The following is a 22,250-nucleotide window of genomic DNA, read 5'->3' on the forward strand; positions in this document are numbered from 1 at the left end:
CTCCATTTTTTTATTTTCCCAGTGCCCACATAGTGACCCGAACCAAAGATTCTAAGAATATCGCTCCCGACATTTTTGACTGTCCGGCACGTCGCTCGACAAAGGTTATGGGTACCTCGACGATACGCAAATGGGCCTTATACACCGCCCGAGTTAGCTCGGTCTGAAACACATAACCGGTAGTTTTCGGCTCCAGTAAAGCAAACGTTCGTCTGGAATATACGCGAAACCCGGCGGTGATATCTTTTTGGGGCAATCCGAGCACCGCACGGATGTAAAGGTTCCCGGCTCTGGAAAGTAACTCCCGCCACTTCGCCCAACCCACTACCCTGCCACCGCGCACCCAACGTGAACCAATCACCAAATCCACCTGATCTGGTTCGGCTGCGCGCTTTAGCAGCTTTAAAAGGTCAGCGACTCGGTGTGAACCGTCGGCATCCATCTGGGCTATAAAGTCGTACCCGCGCCCGCGCGCCCACCGAAACCCGTCATTATAAGCGCTGGCCAAACCCGCTTTAGCCGTCCTGTTCAAGATGTGGATGCGAGGAAAAGAGCTAGCGAAAGCAGCGGCAATGTTACCGGTTCCATCCGGCGAGTCATCGTCTACAACTAAAACGTCCACCGAGAGTTTCGCAAGCTGTTCGAGTAACACCGGCAACGCCCTCGCCTCGTTATAGGTAGGAACGATAACTAAAGTCCTAGGCACGAGAAGCCCTCTTCTTTCTGGAGTAGACAACACCTGCGCTTGTTGCCCAGCACAACAGTGCAAACGCCATGGAAGCAGTTTGTATGCGCCCGCCGATCGTCGCCACCACAGTTAGCTCCCTCTGCAATGGAAGAGAAGCAACAAGAGCGTCAGCTGTAAAGAGCTGAGACTGTTCCGCCACCTGCCCATTGGGCAGAATCAGTGCGGAAACACCGTTCGTAGACACCTGGGCAACCGCCCGATGGTATTCAATAGCCCGAAATCGCGACATCTGCAGCTGTTGAGTAGACTCCGCGGAAAACCCGAACGAAGAGTTGTTGGTTGGCACGGCAAGCAGAGTGCCTCCTTCTTGCACGCCCTGCCGGACGATTTCGTCAATAGCTACTTCGAAGCAAATAGCCTCCGCCAGCCGAACAGGTTTTTTCCCCTCCACCGAGAGGACAGCTCTTCCCCTGCCCGGAGCCATGTCGGTTTGGATTTTATCGACATCGGCGAAAAATCTTCCTAAAAATTCGCGCCCTGGTACGTACTCGCCAAAAGGTACCGGCCGCTGCTTGGTGTAAGTGTCGCCAATTCGTCCGTCCGGGTAGGCCACGTAGTGGTCGTTGTAGCGCACGCCATCCTGATATCGAACCGCCCCCACAACTATAGGTACGCCCACTGCGCGCAGAGCTCCAGCCACAATGCCCGCTGCCTTCTGGTTGCTACGGGGATCTCGATCGGCAGCCTGTTCACCCCACAGCACTAGATCAACCGGCTGAGAGATCTTTCTAGTTTGCTCGCCGTGGGAGCTCGTTACTTCACCCTCGCGGGCATATGCCTTAGCCACCGGCCGAGACACATTTCCTTGCACAGCTGCAACCGTGAGTTGCCCAATAGCCGGCGTGGCCGGAGTAGGCACCGCCAGCGGAAAAATTCCCGCGGCCAAGCAGATAAGTCCTAGAGCAAGGCGAACTAAAAGATGTACACCTGAAGAGAATATTGAAAAGAATAGAGCACCTATTAAAAAGACGAAAGCACTTACCAGTACTTCCCCACCGTAGGGAGCTAAATTAGCGAGTGGCGAATCCACCTGTCCGTAAGCAGCATATCCCCACGGAAATCCGCCCCACGGGACGTGCCCGCGCAGTTGTTCAAAACCAGCCCAGGTCAACGAAGCCAGTACAGCCCTCGAAAAATCGGCTTTTAGCCAGCGCGAAAGCCAACAATTGCCCACAGCCCACGCCGAGACAAAGCACGCCTGAATCAAAGCCAGACAAATCCACGGCCCTGCCCAACCAACGGACTTAGAAACCCACTCGATGTGCGGAACGAAAAAAGCCATAGCCCAGGCCAGGCCAGAAAAACCGGCTAGCGCAGCCCCGTGCTCGCGAGTACACCAGAAGAGTGCACCCAGGCCGAGAGGCATCAAAAACCAGGCCCCGGTCGGAGGAAAAGACAAATACATGCAGATTCCTCCGCCTACGGAAAGGACAAGGGCCTTCGCATAGGTCAAAAATCCTTTGCGCGGTTTTAGTATTCTGTCCATGCCACTACCCCACGGCGTATCCTGTCGGCCGCCGACTGTGCCTTGCTAGCCAGCTGCGGATCGGCAAGCAAGCGAATCTGCCCAAGCACATCAATAAGCATTTTGGCCCAACGCACGAAGTCACCAGCAGGCAGCTGGTCAGTACTTTCGAGAGTGGTAGTCAACGAAGCCCCACTAGCCCACGCCAGTACTGCCTCAGCCAGCGCCGGGGATGCTTGCAAGGATTCGGGAAGTGAGTTAGCGCTTTCCAGCCTCGAGATCTTTGCCTGAAGGGACTCTATCTGGGAAAGGGCTCCACGCACGCGCCCTGGCAAGTGCAAAGGAGCCGTAGTCAGCTCTCCCCGAGATTCGTAAATGCACGCACTCACTGCGGCTGCCAGTTCAGGTGCTGAAAGCTTAGAAAATACCCCGTCAGAAAGGCATTGAGCGAGCAAAAGATCGTGTTCCGAATAGATCCCAGCGAGCAGAACTCCCTTGTCACTTACCTTTTCGCCCTCTAAATACCCTAGGGTAGTCAGCACCTGGCAGACCCCTTCAAACCTCGTTGTGAGGGCGGAAGTCTGCTCGCTAACTTTCTTCAGATAGCGTTCGTACTCGCTCTTGGCTCGTACCCAGGAGCGCGCCTTAGCGTAGTGTTCCTCGCGCCGAGGACACGAGTTGCAAGGGTGCGAGGAAATCTTTTGCTTCAAAAGATCGAATTTTTCGAGCTCTGGCTCTTTTCGTTCTTTAGCTTTGAACTTGCCCGCCCGCCCGTCGTGACGCAGCTTCGATGCCAGCTCTTTGCGGTCTCGAGGCTTTCGGCCCGTAAGTGAAGGTGGAATCTTGATGTGCCCGACTCTGGCAATCCCACCGGAAACGTCGTCGGCACTTATATGGCGCAATTTCGCGTCGTCGGTTAGAACCAGCAAAGTGGGTAACCCGTGGTGCTTGGCAGCATTGAGCACTAGTCCTGCACGCTGGCGCTTGCCGATCTTCAGCTGTGCTACGTCGCCACGATCGAGCTCTAAAATCGTCTGCCGAAAACGCATGCGACGCGCCCTATGGTAGGCCTTAGCGGCTGATTTTTGCGCCCGCGAAAGTTCCTGTCGAGCGAGTGCATATTCCTTGAAATCGCCGCGAGAACAGTGGATATCAGCCTCTGCAGCCGACATCTGCTGTTTCCAGTTTTGCGCCTTTTGAGCGTTGACTCGAGCCTTTTGATCCGACTGGAACTGGGCAAACGAGCGCTCCATAGTTGCTCGCGCCTCCCCCATATCTAAACGCTCCAGCAAACCTACGGCCATGGAATAAGTAGGTCGGAAAGCCGAGATGAGCGGATAGGTACGCTTAGAGGCAAGCGAAGCGACTATAGCGGGCTCGGCACCGATCTGGTAAGGCACCACGGCGTGGCCCACCGTATCGATGCCCCGCCTGCCAGCCCTGCCTGTAAGCTGCGTGTATTGGCCGGGAGTGAGCATTACATGATCGACGCCATTCCACTTTCGCAGCTGTGTGATTACTACTGAGCGTGCCGGCATATTAATTCCCAAAGCCAGTGTCTCGGTAGCAAAAACAGCCCCCAGCAAACCTTCGGAAAAAGCTAGTTCCACTGCCTCTTTCAACGCAGGAAGCATACCTGCATGGTGGGCTGCATACCCGTTTTGCATGGCTTTAGACCAGCGGTCCATACCGACCACCGCATGGTCTTCGCCGGGAACTTTGTCGGCGACGTCGGCGCATATCTCGCGCAACCGTTCGCGTTGGCTCGGACTGGTAATGGAAATATTCGCTCGCAGACAGAAAGAAACAGCCCGGTCACAGCCGGCCCTAGAGAAAACAAAGAAGATAGCTGGAAGTAGATCCTCCTTACCTAGAGTAAGCATCACGTCCTCGGGAAAGACCCGCGGACGGCGCTGCAAAGACTGCGAAACAGCCTGCGTTAGGGCGGGATTTGGGCGGGTAGAGCCAGCTCGGTACAAACTGTATAGGCGATCGCCCACTACCATGTGTTGTTCAAGTGGAACCGGACGCTCCTCGGATACAACCACCAGGCAGTCCCCACGCACCTCGCCAAGCCACCTGCCAAACTCCTCGGCGTTAGAAACGGTGGCAGAAATAGAAATAATCTGTACCTGGGAGGGAGTATGTAAAATTACCTCTTCCCAAACAGGACCACGAAAGCGATCCGCCAAATAATGGACTTCGTCTAATACGACAACCCCTAAGCCCTCCAGAGCACGGTGCCGCTGATAAAGCATGTTGCGAAGCACCTCAGTAGTCATTACCACCACATCGGCGTCGCCATTTACTACGGTATCCCCGGTTAATAGACCTACCCGCTGCCTGCCCCATTTTTCGCAAAAATCAGAGAACTTTTGGTTCGACAAGGCCTTGATGGGGGTGGTGTAAAATGCCCGTTTGCCCAAGGAAAGGGCACGTTCAATACCGAACTCGCCGACGATCGTTTTGCCTGCCCCGGTAGGAGCAGCTACCAGCACATTTCGTCCTTCTTGAACGCCTTGAGCGGCTTTGAGCTGGAAATCGTCGAGTGCAAACGACAGAGAAGACTCAAAACGGCCCAGGGGCGTATCTCGTCGCTTCTGCCGCTCCTTAAATGCTCTATAACGCTCGGCCGGTGAAGGCTCGGTGTCGGGGTGTCGTGTTCGCCTGTGCTTGCTCATATTCCTAATCCGTAAGGCCAATGCTATGCCATCTGGCCAGAGCTTGCTCGGTGCGGGAGCGCCTGGCTAAGGCGCGCGCCCTCTTTAGCCGCAATCTGCATGTTTGTGCATCTATGCGCGCCTGTCTGTCAGCCAGAGGACCCACCACCGGCGGATCCGACTTTTTGGTTTCTTCCACCTCGACATCTAATGCTGCAAGCAAATCCAACACTTGTGCCCACAGAGAGCGCAACTTCTTCCAGAGCTTGAAGAGTAAAAATAGCGGGCTAACGACGGCCGCTATTGCCAGTACTGTCCAAATCAGAGCCATAAAACCTACCTGTAATGAGCTAGCGCCCTTTGGGCCCGCTCAACCGCTGCCAGCGAAAATGCTTTCTGGTCGACCTCGAGCACCCCGGAACCTAAACGCAACAATAACCTAGTAAACCATTCGACATCTTTTACGACTATTTCGATGTCTAGAAAGTCCTCGCCCCGCCGCAAAACTTTTGAAGGAATGGTGTCGGTAAGCCAGCCAAGATCAGTACGAACGCGCAAACGGACCGTCAGCAACGCAGGCCGCTGGGGACGCTGTGGACGCGACGCATCTACGGGGCGAGTAGTCTTTTCCATGTCCAACACCCGGTCGAGACGGAAGGTGCGCTGCCCATTTGCTAACAGGCACCATCCGTCCAGCTTCCAATGTCCGTATGAATGCTCCAACTGCCAAGGCTCTACGATTCGCTCAGAGATCTTGTCTGCCCCGTCCACGTAGCGGATCTTGACACAGGTTCCCGAAGTTAGAGCTTCCTGCGCTAGCCCGCCAAAATATCCGACGCGCGAGGGCGTAGGAGCAGTGCTTACCTCGGCCTGGCCGGCGCCCGCAGCAGAAATCTTAGCCGCAGCCCGCCTAGCAAGCTCGGCAAACTCCGGCACCGGAGTCTGGGCCAGCACCGAAAGCCCAGCCAATATTGTGGCTGCCTCGGTAGCGCTGAGAGACAGCGCTTTAGTAATACCTTGGTCCTCGTCAACATGCACGACCTCGTCTGGATCAGAAGGAATATCTACCACTATCGATTCCCAGTACGCCCGCTGGCCGCGTCCAACGCCAACCATGGTTGTTAGCGTGCGTCGCATACTACGCACATCTGTGTCGAAAGCCTTGGACAGAGCGCGCAAAGTAGTGCCCGGATGGGCCCGCAGGTAGGCGAGGATAGAGACGAAACGGACGATATGTTTCGCTGTAGAAATACTAGGCATTTTCAACCATCGCCTCGAAATGAGAAATCACTGCGCTGCGCAGCTCAGGTGGGTCAAGCACTACTACATTTGCCCCGCAAGCAACCAAATCGGACAACCAAGAAAGCGCCTCGCCCTCTTCGAGTTCGTAAGTTTGCCAACCAGCAGGCCCTCCCCCACCTATAACTTCTTTTCCCCGCAGCCGCAGAGCGTGTTCTGTACCCGGAGCGATGGAGACCACCGGTGATACCTCGTCCTGAAATGGGGCTACATCGCCTGCCGCATGGGTTATACACCCCTCGAGCTTGGGTTCTCCACTAACTCTAGAAATGCGGAATGTCCTTGGCTCCTGTCGATCGAGGTCGAAACCCACCAAATACCAAGCCCCGTTCGCAGCGTGCAGCTTCCACGGGTCCACCCGCCGCACGGAGGTACCACCAGAGCCCTTGCGATAAGTGAAGGAAACTGATTTAGCCTCAACCAAGGCCTGCATGAATCCACTTAGAGCCTCGGTGCCCGACACATTCCATTTAGGGACGGCAATAGGACTCGCAGAAGGAACCTTGGTCTCGACTTCGCGCACGTTCCAATGCGCATCGTTGGACCACATTCGTATGGCAGCCAATACAACCGCTGCCTCGAGGGAAGTCAGATTTAGGTCGGAACTAGCCAGATCCACGGAATAGTAGACTTCGTTTGTAAATACTTCGTCAACAGTTGCGCGCAAAGCAATACCGGCGTCTAGCAAAGTTTGCTTGTCCCGCTCAAAAGCCCGTTCGTCGCCAGGAATGTAGCCGGCTACAGATTGCAAGAGAGCACGTTTTGTTAACCCTTTTTGGGGGGCGTTGACCAGCGTGACAAGTAGGTTAGCTACCCGCTCAGTTCCCTTTACCTTGTAATCCGCCACGGTCTTAGCCTACCGCCTAAACTAGTCTTTATGATCTATCGAGATGGCGTGGTTACAAAGATTATTCGCACTTGGCGGGGCGCCTGCCAAGTAGAAGTAGCTATCGAAGAAGGCCCCACCAAGGGGATACCTCCACTGACCGGACAAAGCGTACGGGCTATCTCGTATGAGCGAATAGTCGGTCCCCTAGGCGTGGGGCAACGAGTGCGGCTGGAATGTTCCGCCCTCGCCCGCCGCTTGGGAACAGGAGGATCGGCATCAGTGGTCACAAATCTTTCAGCCCTCCCCCCTGACTATCTTCCTGAGGGTCACATGGTAAAAGCCCGCTATATGCCTACCCAGGTTATGGTTGCTGCCTCGGATGAACAAGACGCAAGCGGACACGAGCAATTGGCGAACCTCCGTCTAAAAGGCACTCCCGTTGTGGCCGCGGATCTGCATTCACAGCTGCCGGCCATAATTGCTGGGGCAAAACAGGAAAATCCCGGCGCTAAAATCGCCTATGTCATGACCGACGGAGCGTCCCTCCCGCTCCCGCTTTCCATGCAGGTGGCGGCCTTAGTAGAGGCCGGTTGGATAGATGCCACCGTCACCGCCGGGCAAGCCTGGGGCGGCGATTATGAAGCTGTGTCTATTCCATCGGCAATCCAGATAGCCAAGCTGAAAGCCGACCCCGACCTGATCATCGTCAGCCAGGGTCCGGGAAACCTTGGAGGCGATACCGAGTTCGGGTTTTCCGGCGTAGATGTAGCTTGGGCGCTTACTTCGGCAGCAGCGCTCGAGGCAAAACCTATCGCCGCCCTCAGAATTTCAGGAGCAGACAAGCGCTCCCGCCACTTTGGACTCTCACATCACACCCACACAGCTCTTGCAGAACTTACGGCAAAACCAGCGCTGTTGCCCCTGCCAAGATTTGAAGGATTGCCCGGAATTGCTCGCAACTTCGATGCCAAGGTACGCGCCCAGGTGGAGCGGGCAAGCGCCAATAGACACTCGATCGTTCCTGTAGATGCTGCTGGTGCCTGGGAAAGCTTGCTGAAATGCCCAGTAAAGCTTTCCACGATGGGACGATCCCTAGAACAAGACGCAGCCATTTTTATTTCTGCCTGGGCCGCCGGGAACTTAGCCCTACAGCAAAGCTAATGGGTGTGTTTGCTGGCCAGGGACCGCAATAGCTCAACCTGAGCTGCCGCGTCCTCGGCTCCAAAGACTGCCGAACCAGCTACGAATACGTCCGCTCCAAAATCGGCTGCTTTTTCGATGGTTTTTGCTGAAATTCCCCCATCTACCTGTATGGAAATGTCAAGACCGGCATTTTTAATTGCTGAACGAGTACGAGCTATCTTGGGTAATACCTCGTCGATAAAAGACTGCCCGCCGAATCCGGGCTCCACAGTCATGCACAAAATCATGTCGAAGTAGCCCAACACGTCAATGTAGGGTTCAATTGCGGTTGCAGGGTTCAAAGCGAGACCTACTCTGGCCCCCCTGCGGCGGATCTCTTTGGCTAGTCGCAACGGAGCTGCAGCTGCTTCAGCGTGGAATGTGACTGAGGCGCACCCGGCCTCAGCATACCTGGGCGCCCACAAATCAGGATTCTGGATCATAAGGTGCGCGTCGACGGGGATAATGCCCGTATTCACTACCGCTTCAACAACTGGCAATCCCCAGGTAAGGTTCGGTACAAAATGGTTGTCCATTACATCGACGTGAGCGTAGTCGGCAGCTTTTATCTTGGTGAGCTCGCCCCGTAAATCGGCAATGTCGCAGTTTAGGATAGAGGGAGAAATTGTAGTCATATCTTCAGGCTAACCTTTCTTGCGTAGCAGAGCAGCAAACATCGCATCTGTTTCGTCGCGATCCGGCCAAAGCTGCACGAAAGGCCCCTGACCTAGGTCTTGACCCGTAATTTGGGCAGCAACTTTAGTGGCGTCGATAATCTCAACATCGTCCCGCTCAGCGAGGACTTCGGCTATAACTAAACGCGTCTCCCATACGTGTGGGCTACAGGTCGCGTAACACAGCACCCCTCCGGCCGCCAGCAGGTCGAGTCCTTTGCGAGCGAGTTTGCGCTGAGTTTGGGTTAGCACAGCCAGATCGGAACTGGATTTGCGGTACCTAGCTTCCGGGCGCCTGCGCAATGCCCCCAGCCCCGTGCAAGGAGCGTCGAGCAAAATTCGATCAAAATTACCCTCGGTAATTTCCGTGGCGTCGCCAGTGCGGACCTCGACGTTGTCGAGCGCCCTAACTGATTCTTCTACCAGGGCAGCGCGATGGGGCGAAATCTCGTTTGCAAGTAGACTAATTCCCTGCTCGGCCGCAAAAGCCCCGAGCAATCCGGCCTTACCGCCGGGGCCTGCACACATGTCGAGCCAACGCGATTCGGATTGCCTGCCCGGCGCCTTGGCAAGTAGCGCTGCAACTAGCTGAGAGCCCGCATCCTGAACAGCTGCCTGCCCCTGGCATACCGGTTCCAGGTAGGCAGGATCGCCGTGTTGCAAAATAACCGCCCACGGCGAAAGTTCAGAAAACGCCACCTGAGTCCCCAGTACATCCTCGGCTAGGTCTGCTAAGTGATCGCGACTTATAAGCGTTGGTCTAGCGCAAAGAGTAACGTAGGGAGCCTCGTTGTCGGCAAACAGAATATCGGGTAATGCGCGGCCTCGTCCCGCTGCCTTAGCAGCCTCTCCAAGAGCCCGGACTATCCACGTTGGGTGCGAAGAAACTACAGCCAAAGCCTCGACTTCACTGAGACCCTCCGAAATCCGCTTATCCCACTCTTCGTTGGACCTTTCGCTAACGCGGCGCAAGGCAGCATTTACCAACTTTGCAGGCCCGGCAGAGGTATGCACGCGGGCCTGATCAACGGTTTCAGCAACTCCCGCATGAGCTGGAACCCGCATGTAAAGCAGCTGGTAGGCGCCTATTCGCAACAAATTGCGCACGCTGGCATCGAGTTTAGATATTGCCCGCCCGCAGGCAGAAGCAAGAATCGCATCCACACGCCCTCGCTCACGAAGAGTGCCATAGGTTATTTCGGTTGCAAAGGCAGCGTCCCTACCGGAAAGATCCAGCCGAGAAAGAACTTTTGGCAAAAGCAAATTGGCGTAGGCATCGCGTTCTTCTACCGCGCTAACTACTTCGAAAGCTGCTTCTCGAGCGGGATCTAGCTGCCTCGCTTTAGCTCTGTAACTCATTTTTCACCCATCTTCGAACTAGCATCTAGGTGGGCGCCGCGAGCCCAGGCAGCACCGCCCATCCACTTTTTACCCGCCGGGGAAACCTGCCCAAGCTCGAGCGCAGTAGAGGCCGTACCCACAAACAACTGTTTCTTAGTAGCCTCAATTCCCCCGACGGGCAGAATTTTCGAGGTAACCGTAGGGAGAGCAATCTTCATACGCGTCCCCTCGAAACATGTCCATGCGGTGGGAGTAAAAGCGCGAATTTGAGCGCTCACCTGCTGCGCAGGCTTACTCCAGTCGATCTGTTGATCTGCTTTTGAATACATGTGCGCATAGGTTGGTTGCCCAACCTGAGGAACAGGTTCGGTCTCACCCGCCTCGATTGCGCCCACCACCCTGCCGACCATTCGGCAGGCAGCGTCGTTGAGCTCTTCGAACAGTTTCGGGGCATCTGTTGCCATTCCGATGGGAATTTCTTGCCTATCCCACACCGGACCAGTGTCGAGTCCCTCCTCGATCTGGAAAATACTAACTCCACTTGCCGTGTCCCCGGCTTCAATCGCTCGCTGAACCGGGGCGGCGCCCCGCCACCTAGGCAGCAGCGAATAGTGTACGTTCACCCAACCGTGCCTAGGAATGCTCAGCAAGTTCTTGGGAATGATCATCCCGTAGGCCACCACCACTACTAGGTCGGGATGAAGGGAAGTAATGAGGTCTTCGCCCTCGGCCCCGCGCAGTGCGGCAGGCTTGTATACGGGTACCCCCAGTTCTTCCGCCCGTCTCGCCACTGGCGACGGGCGCAGTTTCTTCGAGCGCCCTTTAGCGGTGTCAGGTCTACTCAGCACTCCTACAAGCTGATGGCCTAGTTCGTTCACCGCCTCGAGAAGGGGCACAGCAGTTTCCGGAGTTCCAGCAAAAATTAAACGCACCTAGCTAGTCTATAGACCACAGATCGGCTGGGCTCACTTGGACGCGCACTTTAGGCATTCGAGCTGCACTGCGCGAGGCCTGCACCGCATTTAAACCGGTCATCAATTGCCTGTGAGTGCCGGTAGTTGCCTTTAAAAGAGCTCGGCAACCCCCATCAGCCTCCAGCGGGCCAAGTACCTCAAAATCGAGTTTTTTGGGATACTCCTGCAACGCTCTGATTACCTCGTATACGCCTTTGCGCGACCCGTCGAGGGCTACCAACCACGCTGCTGGGGGAAGATGTAGCTCACGGCGTTCTTTTAGATCGCGTCTTGCCCAGCCGGGCCCGTCCCAACGTATAAATGCCCCGGCCAGAGCACGATCAGCACACCCCAAAAGTAGAGTCCGCCCGTCGGGACGGACGAGAGCAGCCGCGTTCAGCCACCTACGCAAAGCCTCGGTTGGAGCCCAGAGCTCAGGACGCGAGGCTAGAGCGGCCCCATCGAGTAGTACTGCTGCCCGGTATCCACCATTAGCCAAGGGCTCTGCCCCCGGGGTAGCGATTACCAGCCGCGACGAGTCGTCTACCTGTTCGACCACGGTACCCACAGATCCGGAAATTGTAACAGCCACGCCGGGAAAGGCCCGCCCCAGCTCCTCGCCTACGCGGCCCGCCCCAACTTTGGCAGATCTGGGCGCGTTAGAACCGCACTGTGGACAAGCGTAGTTGGCCTGTTTCTTGCCACACCACCTGCACTCTAAAATACCGGTCCCTGACAATGCTATTGGGCCCGCACACGAGGCACAGTGCGAAAGCATCCCACACTTTGAGCACGAGACCACCGGAACGTACCCAGCTCGAGGAACCTGAACTAAAACTGGCCCCGACTGCAGCCCTTTAGACAGTAGCCTGTGTGCAGGGGGCGGAATACGCATATGCCCGCTGGGTCCGTATGCCTCTAGCTCCTGCTCGGTGGGAGCCTGGTTCGTGGCGGTATTTGCGCGCAAACTGGCGCGTTCCGGCCGCACCAGTGCACACCAGTTTGCCTCTAACAGAAGTTGTGCCTCGGCGGAAAAAACGTACCCTGCGAGTACTAAGGCGCTCTTTTGCAGCGCAGCCCTTTCAACAGCGATAGTTCGTGCGTGCAGATACGGGCTGCGTCTACCGGCCAGCGAATCTGAAGCCTCATCCCAAATTAATATAGTGCCCACATCCTCCAACGGAGCCCAAATGGCACTGCGAGTACCAATTACCACCTGTGTGCCCCCTGCTAGACACGTAAGGTGAGCCCGATAGCGTTCCGCTTCAGACAGCGAAGAAGTTACCTTCAGATGGTCTATTTTTGCGCGTTCTAAAGCACTAGAAAGTGCTTGAACGTGACGCACGGTGGGAAGAACCGCCAAGGCTCCGCGCCCCGAAACTGCCGTAGCTGCAATAAGCGCAACAAATTGGCTGAGCCAACCCTGTTTCCCTTTTCCAGGTAGCCCCTGCATAACCGCCCTGGGAGATTCACCGGCCTTTATGTGCTCAAAAAGAGCCTGTCCGGAATCAGTGTGGGCAAAGGCATCCCCGTCGCATCGCGGCGTTGTAGGAGTGACAAAATTAGCAGTAAAAGCATCCTCGGTGCCCTTGTGCCTTTTAGGGATAGCTTCAGCCAGAATACCCGCTATGGAGCCGCAATACTTGTCGGCTAGCCGCTCGGCGAGTGCATAAATAAAAGGAGCTAACACCGCCCGCCTGGATGTGAGCGAAGCAATCGTGGCCAATTTACCAGCATGAGTAGTGGTGTGGCCCCGCGATATGATCCAACCATTTCGCCGAGTGCCGGCCATATTTACGCGAACCTGTGCCCCTACTGGGGCGTCCTTAGTTTTTTTATCTAAAAGATAATCTAGAGGGCGATTCAAGTGGGGCACAGAAAGATCCACCAGCACCCCCACCACGGGATCGTCTACCCCCGGCACACTAACCTGACGAGGGGTGGGATCTGGAAGTGCCAGGAGTGCGTCTTGGATCATGCCCTAATTAAAACTCCCGGCACCCACAGATGAAACTAAAGGGCTGCACGCAGCTGCTCAACCTTGTTGGTTTTCTCCCACGCGAACTCCTCGCGTCCGAAATGCCCATATGAAGAGGTTGCCTTGAAACCCGGCTTCTTCAAATCGAGCGCATCGATTATTGCAGCAGGACGCAGGTCGAATACCTCAGAAACGGCTTTTTCGAGCGCTTCCTCCCCAACAGAGGCAGTCCCAAAAGTCTCGATGTACAGCCCTACAGGACGGGCCTTACCAATTGCGTAGGCAACCTGAATCTCGCAGCTAGACGCGAGTCCCGCCGCTACAATATTCTTGGCTACCCATCGCAGCGCGTATGCACCGGACCTATCTACTTTAGAGGCATCTTTACCAGAGAAGGCGCCTCCCCCGTGGCGCGCGTAGCCTCCGTAAGTGTCGACAATGATCTTGCGCCCTGTCAGGCCCGCGTCGCCCATAGGCCCGCCCACGGTGAATAGCCCTGCAGGATTCACAAAGATAGAATCCGCCTTTGGCATCTTCCAACCAACCTCTTTTAGCGTTGGCTCAATCACTGTCTCGACCAAGGCCGGGCGCAACTTGTCGAGGCTGAGATCCGGCGAATGCTGGCTAGAGACGACCACTGCATCCAAACCAATGGCTTTGTCGCCCTCGTAGGCAACCGTTACCTGAGTCTTGCCGTCCGGGCGCAGCCCCTCAACGAGGTTCTCTTTGCGCACCTGGGCCAAACGCCGGGCAAGCTTGTGGGCAAGCCATATGGGCGCGGGCATGAGGTCGGGCGTTTCGTTGCAGGCATAACCGAACATCAATCCCTGGTCACCGGCCCCCTGAATGTCGTAGGCATCGTGATCACCGGTTAGATCGTCGCGTACCTCCCAAGACTTTTCAACACCGGCCTGGATGTCAGGACTTTGTTGGTCTATAGAGACGAGCACGCCACAGGAATTGCCGTCAAAACCGACATCAGAAGAAGTGTAGCCGATGGAGGCAACCTCCTGGCGAACAATCTGGGGAATCTCGACGTAAGCGTCGGTGGTGATTTCGCCGGCAACGTGAACCTGGCCCGTAGTAGCCAACGTTTCAACTGCAAGATGGGCGTCAGGGTCCTGCTCTAAAACCGCATCCAAAATAGCGTCAGAAATACGATCGCACACCTTGTCGGGGTGACCTTCAGTTACAGATTCAGATGTGAACAGACGATTCATAAGACTCACTCGTGTTTCCTAGTGCGAACTAGCGTATGCCCGCTAGCGTACTAATTTCCTCGACGATAGCGCGCGCAACAACATCTTTTGGACCACTTGCGCTACCTACTTGCTCGCCCTCAGCGTCAACCACCGAAATCGACGTGTCGACATTGCCAAAACCAGAACTCTGACCAACCTGATTGATTACAAGTAGATCGGCACCTTTTCTGCGTGCTTTCTGAGCGCCCAATTCAGCCACTTCGGCAGCAGTACCAGTTTCTGCAGCAAAGCCGACAATTAGCTGCCCTTCGCGCCGCTCTTTAACTAGGCCGGCAAGAATATCCGGATTTTTCGTCAGCTCCAGCATCATAGTGTTCGAAGAAGTCTTTTTGATCTTCTTCTCTGACACGGATTTAGGAGCAAAATCGGATACGGCAGCACACTGAACTAGGATTTCGGCGTAATCCTGGGCTGCTCGCATAGCTTCTTGCAGCTGTGCGGTTGTGGACACTTCTACCAGGCGGCAACCGGCGGGGACCACCGAGTGGTCGACGTTAGCCGCGACGAATGTGACCTCTGCGCCTGCTGCAGCCAACTCGCTCGCAATAGCGGCGCCCATCCGCCCCGAAGAGCGGTTCCCTACCCACCGTACCGGATCCAAAGGTTCGCGGGTGCCACCGGCTGAAACAGCAGCTTTTAGTCCCGTTAGGGTCTGCTTCCGCAGAGCTGCTTTGCAGTTGAACAAGATTGTTTCTTCGTCGGGCAGCCTGCCCTTACCCGAATCTCCTGAAGACAATTCCCCTTGAGCTGGTTCGACAACTCGCACGCCCCGCTCGCGCAACGTGGCAACATTGGCCTGAGTAGCCATATGGTTCCACATCTGAGTGTGCATGGCGGGGACTACAATCAGGGGACACTCAACCGCCAGCAAGGTGGTAGACAAAAGGTCGTCGGCAATCCCATTGGCTAGCTTGGCAATGAAGTTAGCGGTGGCAGGAACAACGATAGCGAAGTCCGCATCCCGTGCTGCCTCGATATGGTCGACATGCTGAGCATCCTGGAAAACATCCGTGCGCACGGGCTCGCCAGTGAGAGCCTCCCAGGTTGCCTTTCCCACCATCTGCAACGCCGCTTCGGTTGGAATAACCCTAACCTGCCAGCCCAATTTCATCAGCCTTCTGACGATGCCGACAGCTTTGTAGGCGGCTATACCCCCGGTAACTCCGACTAGCGCATGTGCCATTTGCTAATCCTTGTCAGTTCCCTTGTCCAGGGAAAGAAGCCCCTCGTTAATTTCTCGGAGGGCAATACCTAAGGGCTTATCCTCTGGAGAAACCTCGACAAGCGGCCCAGGAGTGGAGATCATGCCATCAGCAACCTGCTGATTGTAGGTATTTATCTGGCGGGCACGCTTTGCTGCGTACACTACGAGAGCATATTTGGAATCTACGCGTTCGAGTAGATCATCGATTGGAGGATTAGTAATTCCTTCGGGATGTGCGACAATTCCGGACATTTGATTCCTTTCCTTCAACTGCCCTATTTTATGCCAGTCCCATTACGCTGGCTAGCTTAGAAACTGCGGTATTTACCTCATCGTTTACAATTTTGACGTCAAACTCGTCGGCGGCAGCTAATTCGACCTTTGCGGTTTGCAGGCGTCGGAGCTGTTCGGTGGCGTCTTCGGTGCCTCTACCCCGCAACCGCGACACCAGCTCGTCCCACGAGGGAGGCAGCAAAAACACAAGCTGAGCGTCGGGACGCTTAGCCCTGATCTGGCGGGCTCCGTCCAGATCGATTTCTACTAGCACGGGTCTACCCTCTGCTAGTGCTTCGTCGACTGGAGCGGCCGGAGTGCCGTAGCGATGCTCTCCGTGCACTTGCGCCCACTCGAGCATTTTGCCCTCGGCGACCAACTGGTCAAATTTCGCGTCCGAAACAAAGTAGTAGTGTTTTCCATCTACCTCGCCGGGACGTGGGTCGCGTGTGGTTGCAGAAATAGAAACGTAGAGGCCACGGTACTGCTCACGCAATGCCGCTACAACAGTCCCCTTCCCTACAGCCGTAGGTCCTGCCAGTACCGTAAGTTTTGCACCCATAGCCTCAATCATGCCCTATCTGGTGCGTTCAGCCCAAAAAAAGAGGGTGCGAGTGATTCGCACCCCCTTTTTAATAGGTCCACTTAGCCAAACCGGCGAATCAGCTCCTGGGCTTGATGCACACCCAGCCCACGAATGCGGCGCGACTGCGCAATGCCGATTTCTTCCATAATATTTTGGGCTGTAGTAGCGCCGACGCGCGGAAGTGACTCAAGCAGGGTGACAACCTTCATCTTGCCGAGGGCCTCATTTTCCTTGGAATCTTCCAGCACCTTCGACAGTGTGGTCTGGTGCTTCTTCAATTCCACCTTAATCTGAGCGCGCACGCGCCTAGCTTCGGCAGCCTTTTCCAGAGCAGCTGAACGCTGTTCTGCAGTTAGCGGAGGCAGAGCCATATAAACCTCTCTAAAAGTTAGTTGTACAGACGCGCAAAATCTTACGATATAGCCTGGCCATAGCCAAAGCTATGACCAGGCCAGTCCCAGATATGGTTATTCGAACAGTTGCGAGCGGAAGTTTTGTATAGCTAGTGCCAACCCTCCAACTGTGGGCCCATTCATTAAAATTGAGCGGGAAGCCGAAGCCAGCACCTTTTCTTGCACTCCGTTGAAAACACGAGCCAATTCTTGCTTTCCTGCGCCTTGTGCGCCAAAACCGGGCGAAAGGATTGATACCCCGGCATTAGAAAGATTAATGTTCTGTCTCGCTAAGGCATCACCTATAGTTGCGCCTGCAACTATACCAACAGGCCCTATGTGACTATTGCCACATACTGATTTGTTCACCTTAGCTGCGTGTTCAACTACATATTTAGCGACGGAATCGCCGTTTTTGGTCTTTGCCTGCTGGATCTCGGGCCCTTCTGGATTGGACGTTAGTCCCAACACATACAGGCCTTTTCCATTTTCAATTGCAAGATCTATAGCCGGCTGCAGCGAGCCGAACCCTAGATAGGGGCTGACGGTAATTGCATCGGCTTCTAAAGGTGCTCCAACCGACAGGTATGCTCTGGCATAAGCAGCCATAGTAGAGCCGATGTCGCCACGTTTCACATCCAGGATAGTTACCAAACCAGCCTGCCTTGCTTCATGCAAGATACGCTCTAGGGCCGCTATCCCCTTAGAACCGTAGCATTCAAAGAGGGCGGATTGCGGTTTTACTGCAGCCGCATTGTCTGCGGCAGCCTCGACGGTTCGCAAGCCAAATTCCTCAACGCTGGCAGCGCTTTGTTCGAGCCCCCATTTTTTGAGTAAATTGGGGTGCGGGTCGATTCCAACACATACTTGCCCCGCCCGTTCTATTCGCTTTTCTAGCAGCTCTCCGTAGTTCACTTAGCCCTCCTAGTTGCGCGATCTGCTGCGTGTTCCTGGAGGGAAGCTACCTGAAAATCTGCTGGATCGACGGAAAGAGCTCGCACATAAGCAGTCAGTTGCTGCATGGTGGTAATAATCGGAGCACCGGCGCTGGTTGTAGCCGTGCGAATTTCGTATCCGTCGGCCCGCGATCCCTGAGAGCCAGGAGTATTCACAACAATAGCTATTTGTCCGTCGTGGATCATATCGACGATTGTGGGCTCGCCGTCCTCACCGCGGCCTTCGGAAGCCTTTCGAACCACCTCGCAGTCGATGCCGTTTCGCTCTAACACTGCTGCAGTGCCGCGAGTGGCGCACAAGTCAAATCCCATTTCAGAAAGCTGCAGTGCCGGCAATACCAAAGCACGCTTGTCGCGGTCAGCGACCGAAATGAATAATTTGCCAGACCTAGGCACCTCACCTGCAACGGCGAGCAGAGACTTGGCAAATGCAATGGGGAAATTCTTGTCGAAGCCCATCACCTCGCCTGTGGAACGCATTTCGGGCCCCAAGATCGTATCTACAACTCGGCCTTCGTAATCCAAGAACCGTTTGAACGGCAAGACAGCTTCCTTGACCGCAGTTGGGTCTCCGGGGACCATCTGGGTGGCGTCTTCTGGAGGCAGCATCCCCTGGTCTTTGAGCTCGGAAATAGACCTGCCTACCATAACCCGTGAAGCGGCTTTTGCAAGCGAAACTCCCGTGGCTTTCGAGACGAACGGAACTGTGCGAGAGGCACGTGGATTAGCCTCGATTACATAAAGCACACCAGATAAGAGGGCGAACTGTATATTTATCAATCCGCGAACGCCAACACCGCTGGCAATGGCCTCAGTAGCCTTGCGGATTTGCCTGATGCGAGCCTGCGAGAGCGTCATCGGTGGAATCACGCAGGAGGAGTCACCAGAGTGCACCCCGGCCTCCTCCACGTGCTCCATGACTCCGCCCAAAAAGAGTTCGCTGCCGTCGTATAGAGCATCGACGTCGATTTCGATTGCGTCATCCAAGAAACGGTCGATGAGCAGCGGGCCCTGCCCCGCGCCCTCGGCTGCAATACCTGAAGAAGCCAAGTATTCGTCGAGGGCGTCCTCGTCATAAATGATAGCCATGCCGCGACCGCCGAGCACGAAAGACGGGCGTACCAGCACGGGATAGCCAACTTCCAGTGCCGCCGCCCGAGCCTCTTCGACCGTGTGAGCAGTGCCGTGGGCCGGCGCATCGAGCCCGGCCCGTTCCAGTACCGCACCGAAAATTTCCCTATCCTCGGCAGCATCGATAGCATCGGGGCTGGTACCAATAATTGGCACCCCGGCCTTTTCCAATCGGGCTGCGAGCGAAAGCGGAGTCTGCCCACCTAGCTGGACAATCATGCCAGCTACGGGACCGGCCTCCAGCTCCGCGCGATAAATTTCGAGGACGTGTTCAAACGTCAGCGGTTCGAAGTAGAGCCTAGAGGAAATATCGTAGTCAGTAGAGACTGTCTCGGGATTGCAGTTGACCATGATCGTGTCATAGTCCTTGGCCAGCTCCATCGTGGCATGCACGCAGGAGTAGTCGAATTCAATGCCCTGGCCAATTCTGTTCGGCCCCGAACCCAAGATAATAATTGCCTCGCGCTGACGCGGGGAAACCTCATTTTCGTAGTCGTAGGTCGAATAGTGGTAGGGGGTGTCGGCTGCGAATTCAGCGGCGCAAGTATCCACCGTCTTGTAAACCGGGTACAGGCCGTAGGCATGGCGGACCTCCCGCACGGTATCTTCTTCCAGCCCCCTTATCTCGGCAATCTGCACGTCCGTAAATCCAGCGCGCTTAGCTTCTGTCATTACCGTTTTGTCGAGGGCGTCTGCCTCCGAAAGATGCGTTGCTACCTCGTTTAGGAACACAATCTGATCGACAAACCAGGGATCAATCTGGGTTGCTTGAACTACTTCCTGGGCGCTCGCTCCAGCCCAGATAGCCTGCTGAATCTGAACCATACGGTGTTCCGTAGGAGTCTTAATCTTTTCCAGCAGCTGAGCCAGTTCCTCGCGGTTAGGGGCACTCCCCTTCCAAGTGAACCGAGTCCCCTTCTTGTCGATTGAATTCATCGCCTTCTGCAGGGCCTCAGAGTAGTTGCGCCCTATCGCCATTGCCTCGCCGACCGATTTCATGGACGTAGTCAGGCGTGGGTCCGCTGCCGGGAACTTTTCAAAGGCAAAACGGGGTACTTTGACTACCACGTAGTCCAAAGTGGGCTCGAAGGAAGCGGGGGTAGAACCAGTAATGTCGTTTGGGATCTCGTCTAGGGTGTATCCCACCGCTAGCCTCGCCGCCATCTTCGCGATTGGGAATCCGGTAGCCTTCGAGGCCAGAGCCGAAGAGCGCGATACACGCGGATTCATCTCGATCACTATCACGCGTCCGGTCTTAGGATCTACCGCAAATTGGATGTTGCACCCACCTGTGTCGACTCCGACCTCGCGAATAACTGCAATGCCGATGTCGCGCAAGTTTTGTAGCTCGCGGTCGGTGAGGGTGAGGGCGGGCGCTACCGTGATCGAATCACCGGTGTGGACTCCGACCGGGTCAACGTTCTCGATGGAGCAAACCACGACCACGTTGTCAGCTTTGTCGCGCATCAGCTCCAATTCGTATTCTTTCCACCCCAGAATGGATTCTTCGAGCAACACTTCGTTGGTAATAGAATCGTGTAGGCCTTCTCCGGCAATGCGCTCAAGATCCTCGGGAGTGTAGGCGAATCCGCTTCCCAGCCCGCCCATAGTAAAAGAGGGACGCACAACGAGTGGGTAACCGAGCTTTTCAGCTGCAGCGTGACATTCTTCCAAACTGTGGGCAATGTAGGAGCGGGCTACCTCGGCTCCGCAGCGTTCCACCACAGTCTTAAATTCGTCACGGTCCTCACCGGCGTTGATCGCCTCGGCCGAGGCCCCAATCAGCTCCACATCGAATTCGTCGAGTATGCCTTCGTTCTTTAGCGCAATGGCAGCATTTAGCGCGGTCTGTCCGCCCAGAGTAGGCAGCAATGCATCGGGCCGTTCCTTGGCAATGATGCGACGAAGAGACTGAGTAGTAAGTGGCTCGATATAGGTGGCGTCGGCCATCTCAGGATCAGTCATGATGGTAGCCGGGTTCGAATTTACCAAAACTACGCGCAGTCCTTCTTCTTTCAGGACTCTGCAAGCTTGGGTACCAGAATAGTCAAACTCGCAAGCCTGGCCAATGACAATAGGGCCAGAGCCAATTACGAGAACGGATTCTAGGTCTTTGCGGCGTGGCATTACTTGGACTCCTTATTGTCTTTCATCATGGTCAAGAAACGATCGAACAGGTGCTCTGCGTCGTGGGGGCCAGCAGCAGCTTCGGGGTGGTATTGCACCGAAAAAGCGGGAATATCTAGCGCCCGCAATCCCTCGACAACTCCATCGTTCAGGCCCACGTGCGAAACCTCGACGCGACCGTAGCGCCCATTTTCGTAAGGAGCCACAGAGGTACCCTCGACTGGCGCATCTACGGCGAAGCCGTGGTTGTGCGCAGTAATTTCGACCTTCCCGGTGGTACGATCCAGCACCGGCTGATTGACCCCGCGGTGACCGTAAACCAATTTATAGGTCCCGTATCCTAGCGCCCGGCCGAGGATCTGGTTGCCGAAACAGATTCCAAAAAATGGAATCTTCCGATCCAAGATAGCTCTCAGCAGCTCCACCTCGTGTTCACTAGTTGAGGGGTCACCCGGACCATTCGAGAAAAATACTCCATCTGGGTCAACTTCAAGTATGTCGGCAAGGCTGGCCGACTGAGGAAGAACATGTACCTCAATTCCCCGAGCAGCCATCTGCTCCGGAGTGCGCGACTTAATACCAAGGTCAAGAGCTGCTACCTTTGCGAGTGGTTTCATTCCCTGGAACTTTCCGCTCGGCGCAACTACATAAGCCTTCTTAGTAGTAACCGCCCCAGCCAGAGCAGCACCGGCCATAGCGGGTTGGTCGCAGACTATAGAGACTAGATTTTGCAAGGCTGCATCCGTCAGGTTTTCGGCTCCTGCAGGCAGTGCCTCGCCCGAGAATATCCCCGCCCGCAACGCTCCCTTCTCGCGCAAATGCCGAGTGAGAGCACGCGTATCTACCTCGCAGATACCAACAATAGACTGTTTCTTGAGCTCGTCTTCCAAGTTGCCTTGGCTGCGCCAATTAGAAGAAATGCGCGAGGCCTCACGCACGGCGTAGCCAGCCACCCAGATCTGTCGGGACTCGTTGTCGGTCTGATTCACCCCGGTGTTTCCGATATGTGGGGCGGTCTGAATGACAATCTGACCGTAGTAGGACGGGTCAGTAAGTGTTTCCTGATAGCCGGTCATTCCGGTGGCAAATACAGCCTCTCCCAAGGCGCGCCCGGAAGCACCATAAGCCTTTCCCGGAAGATAGAAGCCGTCCTCGAAAACTATTATCGCGATGTCGCGAACCATTTTTGT

The 22,250-nt window shown here is 55.5% G+C and carries 19 protein-coding genes; 1 reads left to right on the plus strand and 18 read right to left on the minus strand.

Translation table 11 applies throughout. The features are described from left to right. Window positions 1-10: 10 nt before the first annotated feature. Genes G437_RS0105995 through G437_RS0106020 form a run of 6 tightly spaced genes read right to left on the minus strand, consistent with a single transcriptional unit; the run spans window position 11 to window position 7,019 of the window. Window positions 11-706, minus strand: a complete 696-nt coding sequence (locus G437_RS0105995) for a polyprenol monophosphomannose synthase (protein WP_029769375.1) — start codon at window positions 704-706, stop codon at window positions 11-13. Further along, window positions 699-2,234 carry an apolipoprotein N-acyltransferase gene (lnt, locus tag G437_RS0106000; protein WP_060798118.1) on the minus strand — a complete coding sequence of 512 codons (1,536 nt, stop codon included), beginning with the start codon at window positions 2,232-2,234 and terminating at the stop codon, window positions 699-701. Before lnt ends, G437_RS0105995 begins: the two co-directional genes overlap by 8 nt. Further along, window positions 2,219-4,894, minus strand: coding sequence for a DEAD/DEAH box helicase (locus G437_RS0106005; RefSeq protein ID WP_024331669.1), 2,676 nt, complete (start codon window positions 4,892-4,894; stop codon window positions 2,219-2,221). Before G437_RS0106005 ends, lnt begins: the two co-directional genes overlap by 16 nt. 4 nt (window positions 4,895-4,898) lie before the next feature. Further along, the gene (locus G437_RS0106010) at window positions 4,899-5,204 is read right to left on the minus strand and encodes a hypothetical protein (RefSeq protein ID WP_024331670.1); all 306 of its coding nucleotides are present in this window, start codon (window positions 5,202-5,204) and stop codon (window positions 4,899-4,901) included. Between the two features lie 5 nt (window positions 5,205-5,209). Beyond that, window positions 5,210-6,133, minus strand: coding sequence for a helix-turn-helix transcriptional regulator (locus tag G437_RS0106015; RefSeq protein ID WP_024331671.1), 924 nt, complete (start codon window positions 6,131-6,133; stop codon window positions 5,210-5,212). Then, window positions 6,126-7,019, minus strand: coding sequence for a helix-turn-helix transcriptional regulator (locus tag G437_RS0106020; RefSeq protein ID WP_024331672.1), 894 nt, complete (start codon window positions 7,017-7,019; stop codon window positions 6,126-6,128). The genes G437_RS0106015 and G437_RS0106020 overlap by 8 nt, the downstream gene beginning before the upstream one ends. A gap of 30 nt (window positions 7,020-7,049) precedes the next feature. Here G437_RS0106020 and G437_RS0106025 point away from each other — a divergent pair, with 30 nt between their 5' ends. Then, a complete protein-coding gene (locus G437_RS0106025; protein ID WP_029769377.1) occupies window positions 7,050-8,162 on the plus strand; it encodes a DUF3866 family protein in 1,113 nt (370 codons plus the stop codon). Here G437_RS0106025 and rpe read toward each other — a convergent pair. From rpe to carA, 12 genes are all read right to left on the minus strand, one after another. Then, a complete protein-coding gene (gene rpe, locus G437_RS0106030; RefSeq protein ID WP_024331674.1) occupies window positions 8,159-8,818 on the minus strand; it encodes a ribulose-phosphate 3-epimerase in 660 nt (219 codons plus the stop codon). The genes G437_RS0106025 and rpe overlap by 4 nt on opposite strands. 9 nt (window positions 8,819-8,827) lie before the next feature. Then, window positions 8,828-10,216 (minus strand): RsmB/NOP family class I SAM-dependent RNA methyltransferase, encoded by a 1,389-nt coding sequence (locus G437_RS0106035; RefSeq protein ID WP_024331675.1) that lies wholly within the window; start codon window positions 10,214-10,216, stop codon window positions 8,828-8,830. Then, entirely contained in the window at window positions 10,213-11,130 is a 918-nt protein-coding gene (gene fmt / locus G437_RS0106040; RefSeq protein WP_024331676.1) for a methionyl-tRNA formyltransferase, read from the minus strand. Before fmt ends, G437_RS0106035 begins: the two co-directional genes overlap by 4 nt. Before the next feature lie 4 nt (window positions 11,131-11,134). Continuing rightward, the gene (locus tag G437_RS0106045; protein WP_024331677.1) at window positions 11,135-13,129 is read right to left on the minus strand and encodes a primosomal protein N' family DNA-binding protein; all 1,995 of its coding nucleotides are present in this window, start codon (window positions 13,127-13,129) and stop codon (window positions 11,135-11,137) included. 35 nt (window positions 13,130-13,164) lie between these two features. Next, on the minus strand, window positions 13,165-14,349 hold the full coding sequence (metK, locus tag G437_RS0106050) for a methionine adenosyltransferase (RefSeq protein ID WP_029769380.1): 1,185 nt from the start codon (window positions 14,347-14,349) through the stop codon (window positions 13,165-13,167). Between the two features lie 28 nt (window positions 14,350-14,377). Continuing rightward, the gene (gene coaBC / locus G437_RS0106055) at window positions 14,378-15,574 is read right to left on the minus strand and encodes a bifunctional phosphopantothenoylcysteine decarboxylase/phosphopantothenate--cysteine ligase CoaBC (RefSeq protein WP_024331679.1); all 1,197 of its coding nucleotides are present in this window, start codon (window positions 15,572-15,574) and stop codon (window positions 14,378-14,380) included. 3 nt (window positions 15,575-15,577) lie between these two features. Further along, window positions 15,578-15,847 carry a DNA-directed RNA polymerase subunit omega gene (rpoZ, locus tag G437_RS0106060; RefSeq protein WP_024331680.1) on the minus strand — a complete coding sequence of 90 codons (270 nt, stop codon included), beginning with the start codon at window positions 15,845-15,847 and terminating at the stop codon, window positions 15,578-15,580. 28 nt (window positions 15,848-15,875) lie between these two features. Then, entirely contained in the window at window positions 15,876-16,430 is a 555-nt protein-coding gene (gmk, locus tag G437_RS0106065; RefSeq protein ID WP_024331681.1) for a guanylate kinase, read from the minus strand. An 83-nt stretch (window positions 16,431-16,513) separates the two neighbouring features. Continuing rightward, the gene (gene mihF / locus G437_RS0106070; RefSeq protein ID WP_024331682.1) at window positions 16,514-16,825 is read right to left on the minus strand and encodes an integration host factor, actinobacterial type; all 312 of its coding nucleotides are present in this window, start codon (window positions 16,823-16,825) and stop codon (window positions 16,514-16,516) included. A gap of 96 nt (window positions 16,826-16,921) precedes the next feature. Continuing rightward, entirely contained in the window at window positions 16,922-17,761 is an 840-nt protein-coding gene (gene pyrF, locus G437_RS0106075; RefSeq protein WP_024331683.1) for an orotidine-5'-phosphate decarboxylase, read from the minus strand. Next, complete coding sequence (gene carB / locus G437_RS0106080) at window positions 17,758-21,060, minus strand: carbamoyl-phosphate synthase large subunit (RefSeq protein WP_024331684.1); 3,303 nt, start codon at window positions 21,058-21,060, stop codon at window positions 17,758-17,760. The genes pyrF and carB overlap by 4 nt, the downstream gene beginning before the upstream one ends. Next, complete coding sequence (gene carA / locus G437_RS0106085; protein WP_024331685.1) at window positions 21,060-22,244, minus strand: glutamine-hydrolyzing carbamoyl-phosphate synthase small subunit; 1,185 nt, start codon at window positions 22,242-22,244, stop codon at window positions 21,060-21,062. Before carA ends, carB begins: the two co-directional genes overlap by 1 nt. Window positions 22,245-22,250 lie beyond the last annotated feature (6 nt).

The organism is Winkia neuii subsp. neuii DSM 8576, from assembly GCF_000420405.1.
Taxonomy (GTDB): domain Bacteria; phylum Actinomycetota; class Actinomycetes; order Actinomycetales; family Actinomycetaceae; genus Winkia; species Winkia neuii.

Coding starts and splice junctions, on each gene's coding strand:
- lnt (WP_060798118.1), bottom strand. CDS start 2,234: ATGGACAGAATACTAAAACCGCGCAAAGGATTTTTGACCTATGCGAAG.
- G437_RS0106005 (WP_024331669.1), bottom strand. CDS start 4,894: ATGAGCAAGCACAGGCGAACACGACACCCCGACACCGAGCCTTCACCG.
- G437_RS0106010 (WP_024331670.1), bottom strand. CDS start 5,204: ATGGCTCTGATTTGGACAGTACTGGCAATAGCGGCCGTCGTTAGCCCG.
- G437_RS0106015 (WP_024331671.1), bottom strand. CDS start 6,133: ATGCCTAGTATTTCTACAGCGAAACATATCGTCCGTTTCGTCTCTATC.
- G437_RS0106025 (WP_029769377.1), top strand. CDS start 7,050: ATGATCTATCGAGATGGCGTGGTTACAAAGATTATTCGCACTTGGCGG.
- rpe (WP_024331674.1), bottom strand. CDS start 8,818: ATGACTACAATTTCTCCCTCTATCCTAAACTGCGACATTGCCGATTTA.
- G437_RS0106035 (WP_024331675.1), bottom strand. CDS start 10,216: ATGAGTTACAGAGCTAAAGCGAGGCAGCTAGATCCCGCTCGAGAAGCA.
- G437_RS0106045 (WP_024331677.1), bottom strand. CDS start 13,129: ATGATCCAAGACGCACTCCTGGCACTTCCAGATCCCACCCCTCGTCAG.
- metK (WP_029769380.1), bottom strand. CDS start 14,349: ATGAATCGTCTGTTCACATCTGAATCTGTAACTGAAGGTCACCCCGAC.
- coaBC (WP_024331679.1), bottom strand. CDS start 15,574: ATGGCACATGCGCTAGTCGGAGTTACCGGGGGTATAGCCGCCTACAAA.
- rpoZ (WP_024331680.1), bottom strand. CDS start 15,847: ATGTCCGGAATTGTCGCACATCCCGAAGGAATTACTAATCCTCCAATC.
- gmk (WP_024331681.1), bottom strand. CDS start 16,430: ATGGGTGCAAAACTTACGGTACTGGCAGGACCTACGGCTGTAGGGAAG.
- mihF (WP_024331682.1), bottom strand. CDS start 16,825: ATGGCTCTGCCTCCGCTAACTGCAGAACAGCGTTCAGCTGCTCTGGAA.
- carB (WP_024331684.1), bottom strand. CDS start 21,060: ATGCCACGCCGCAAAGACCTAGAATCCGTTCTCGTAATTGGCTCTGGC.
- carA (WP_024331685.1), bottom strand. CDS start 22,244: ATGGTTCGCGACATCGCGATAATAGTTTTCGAGGACGGCTTCTATCTT.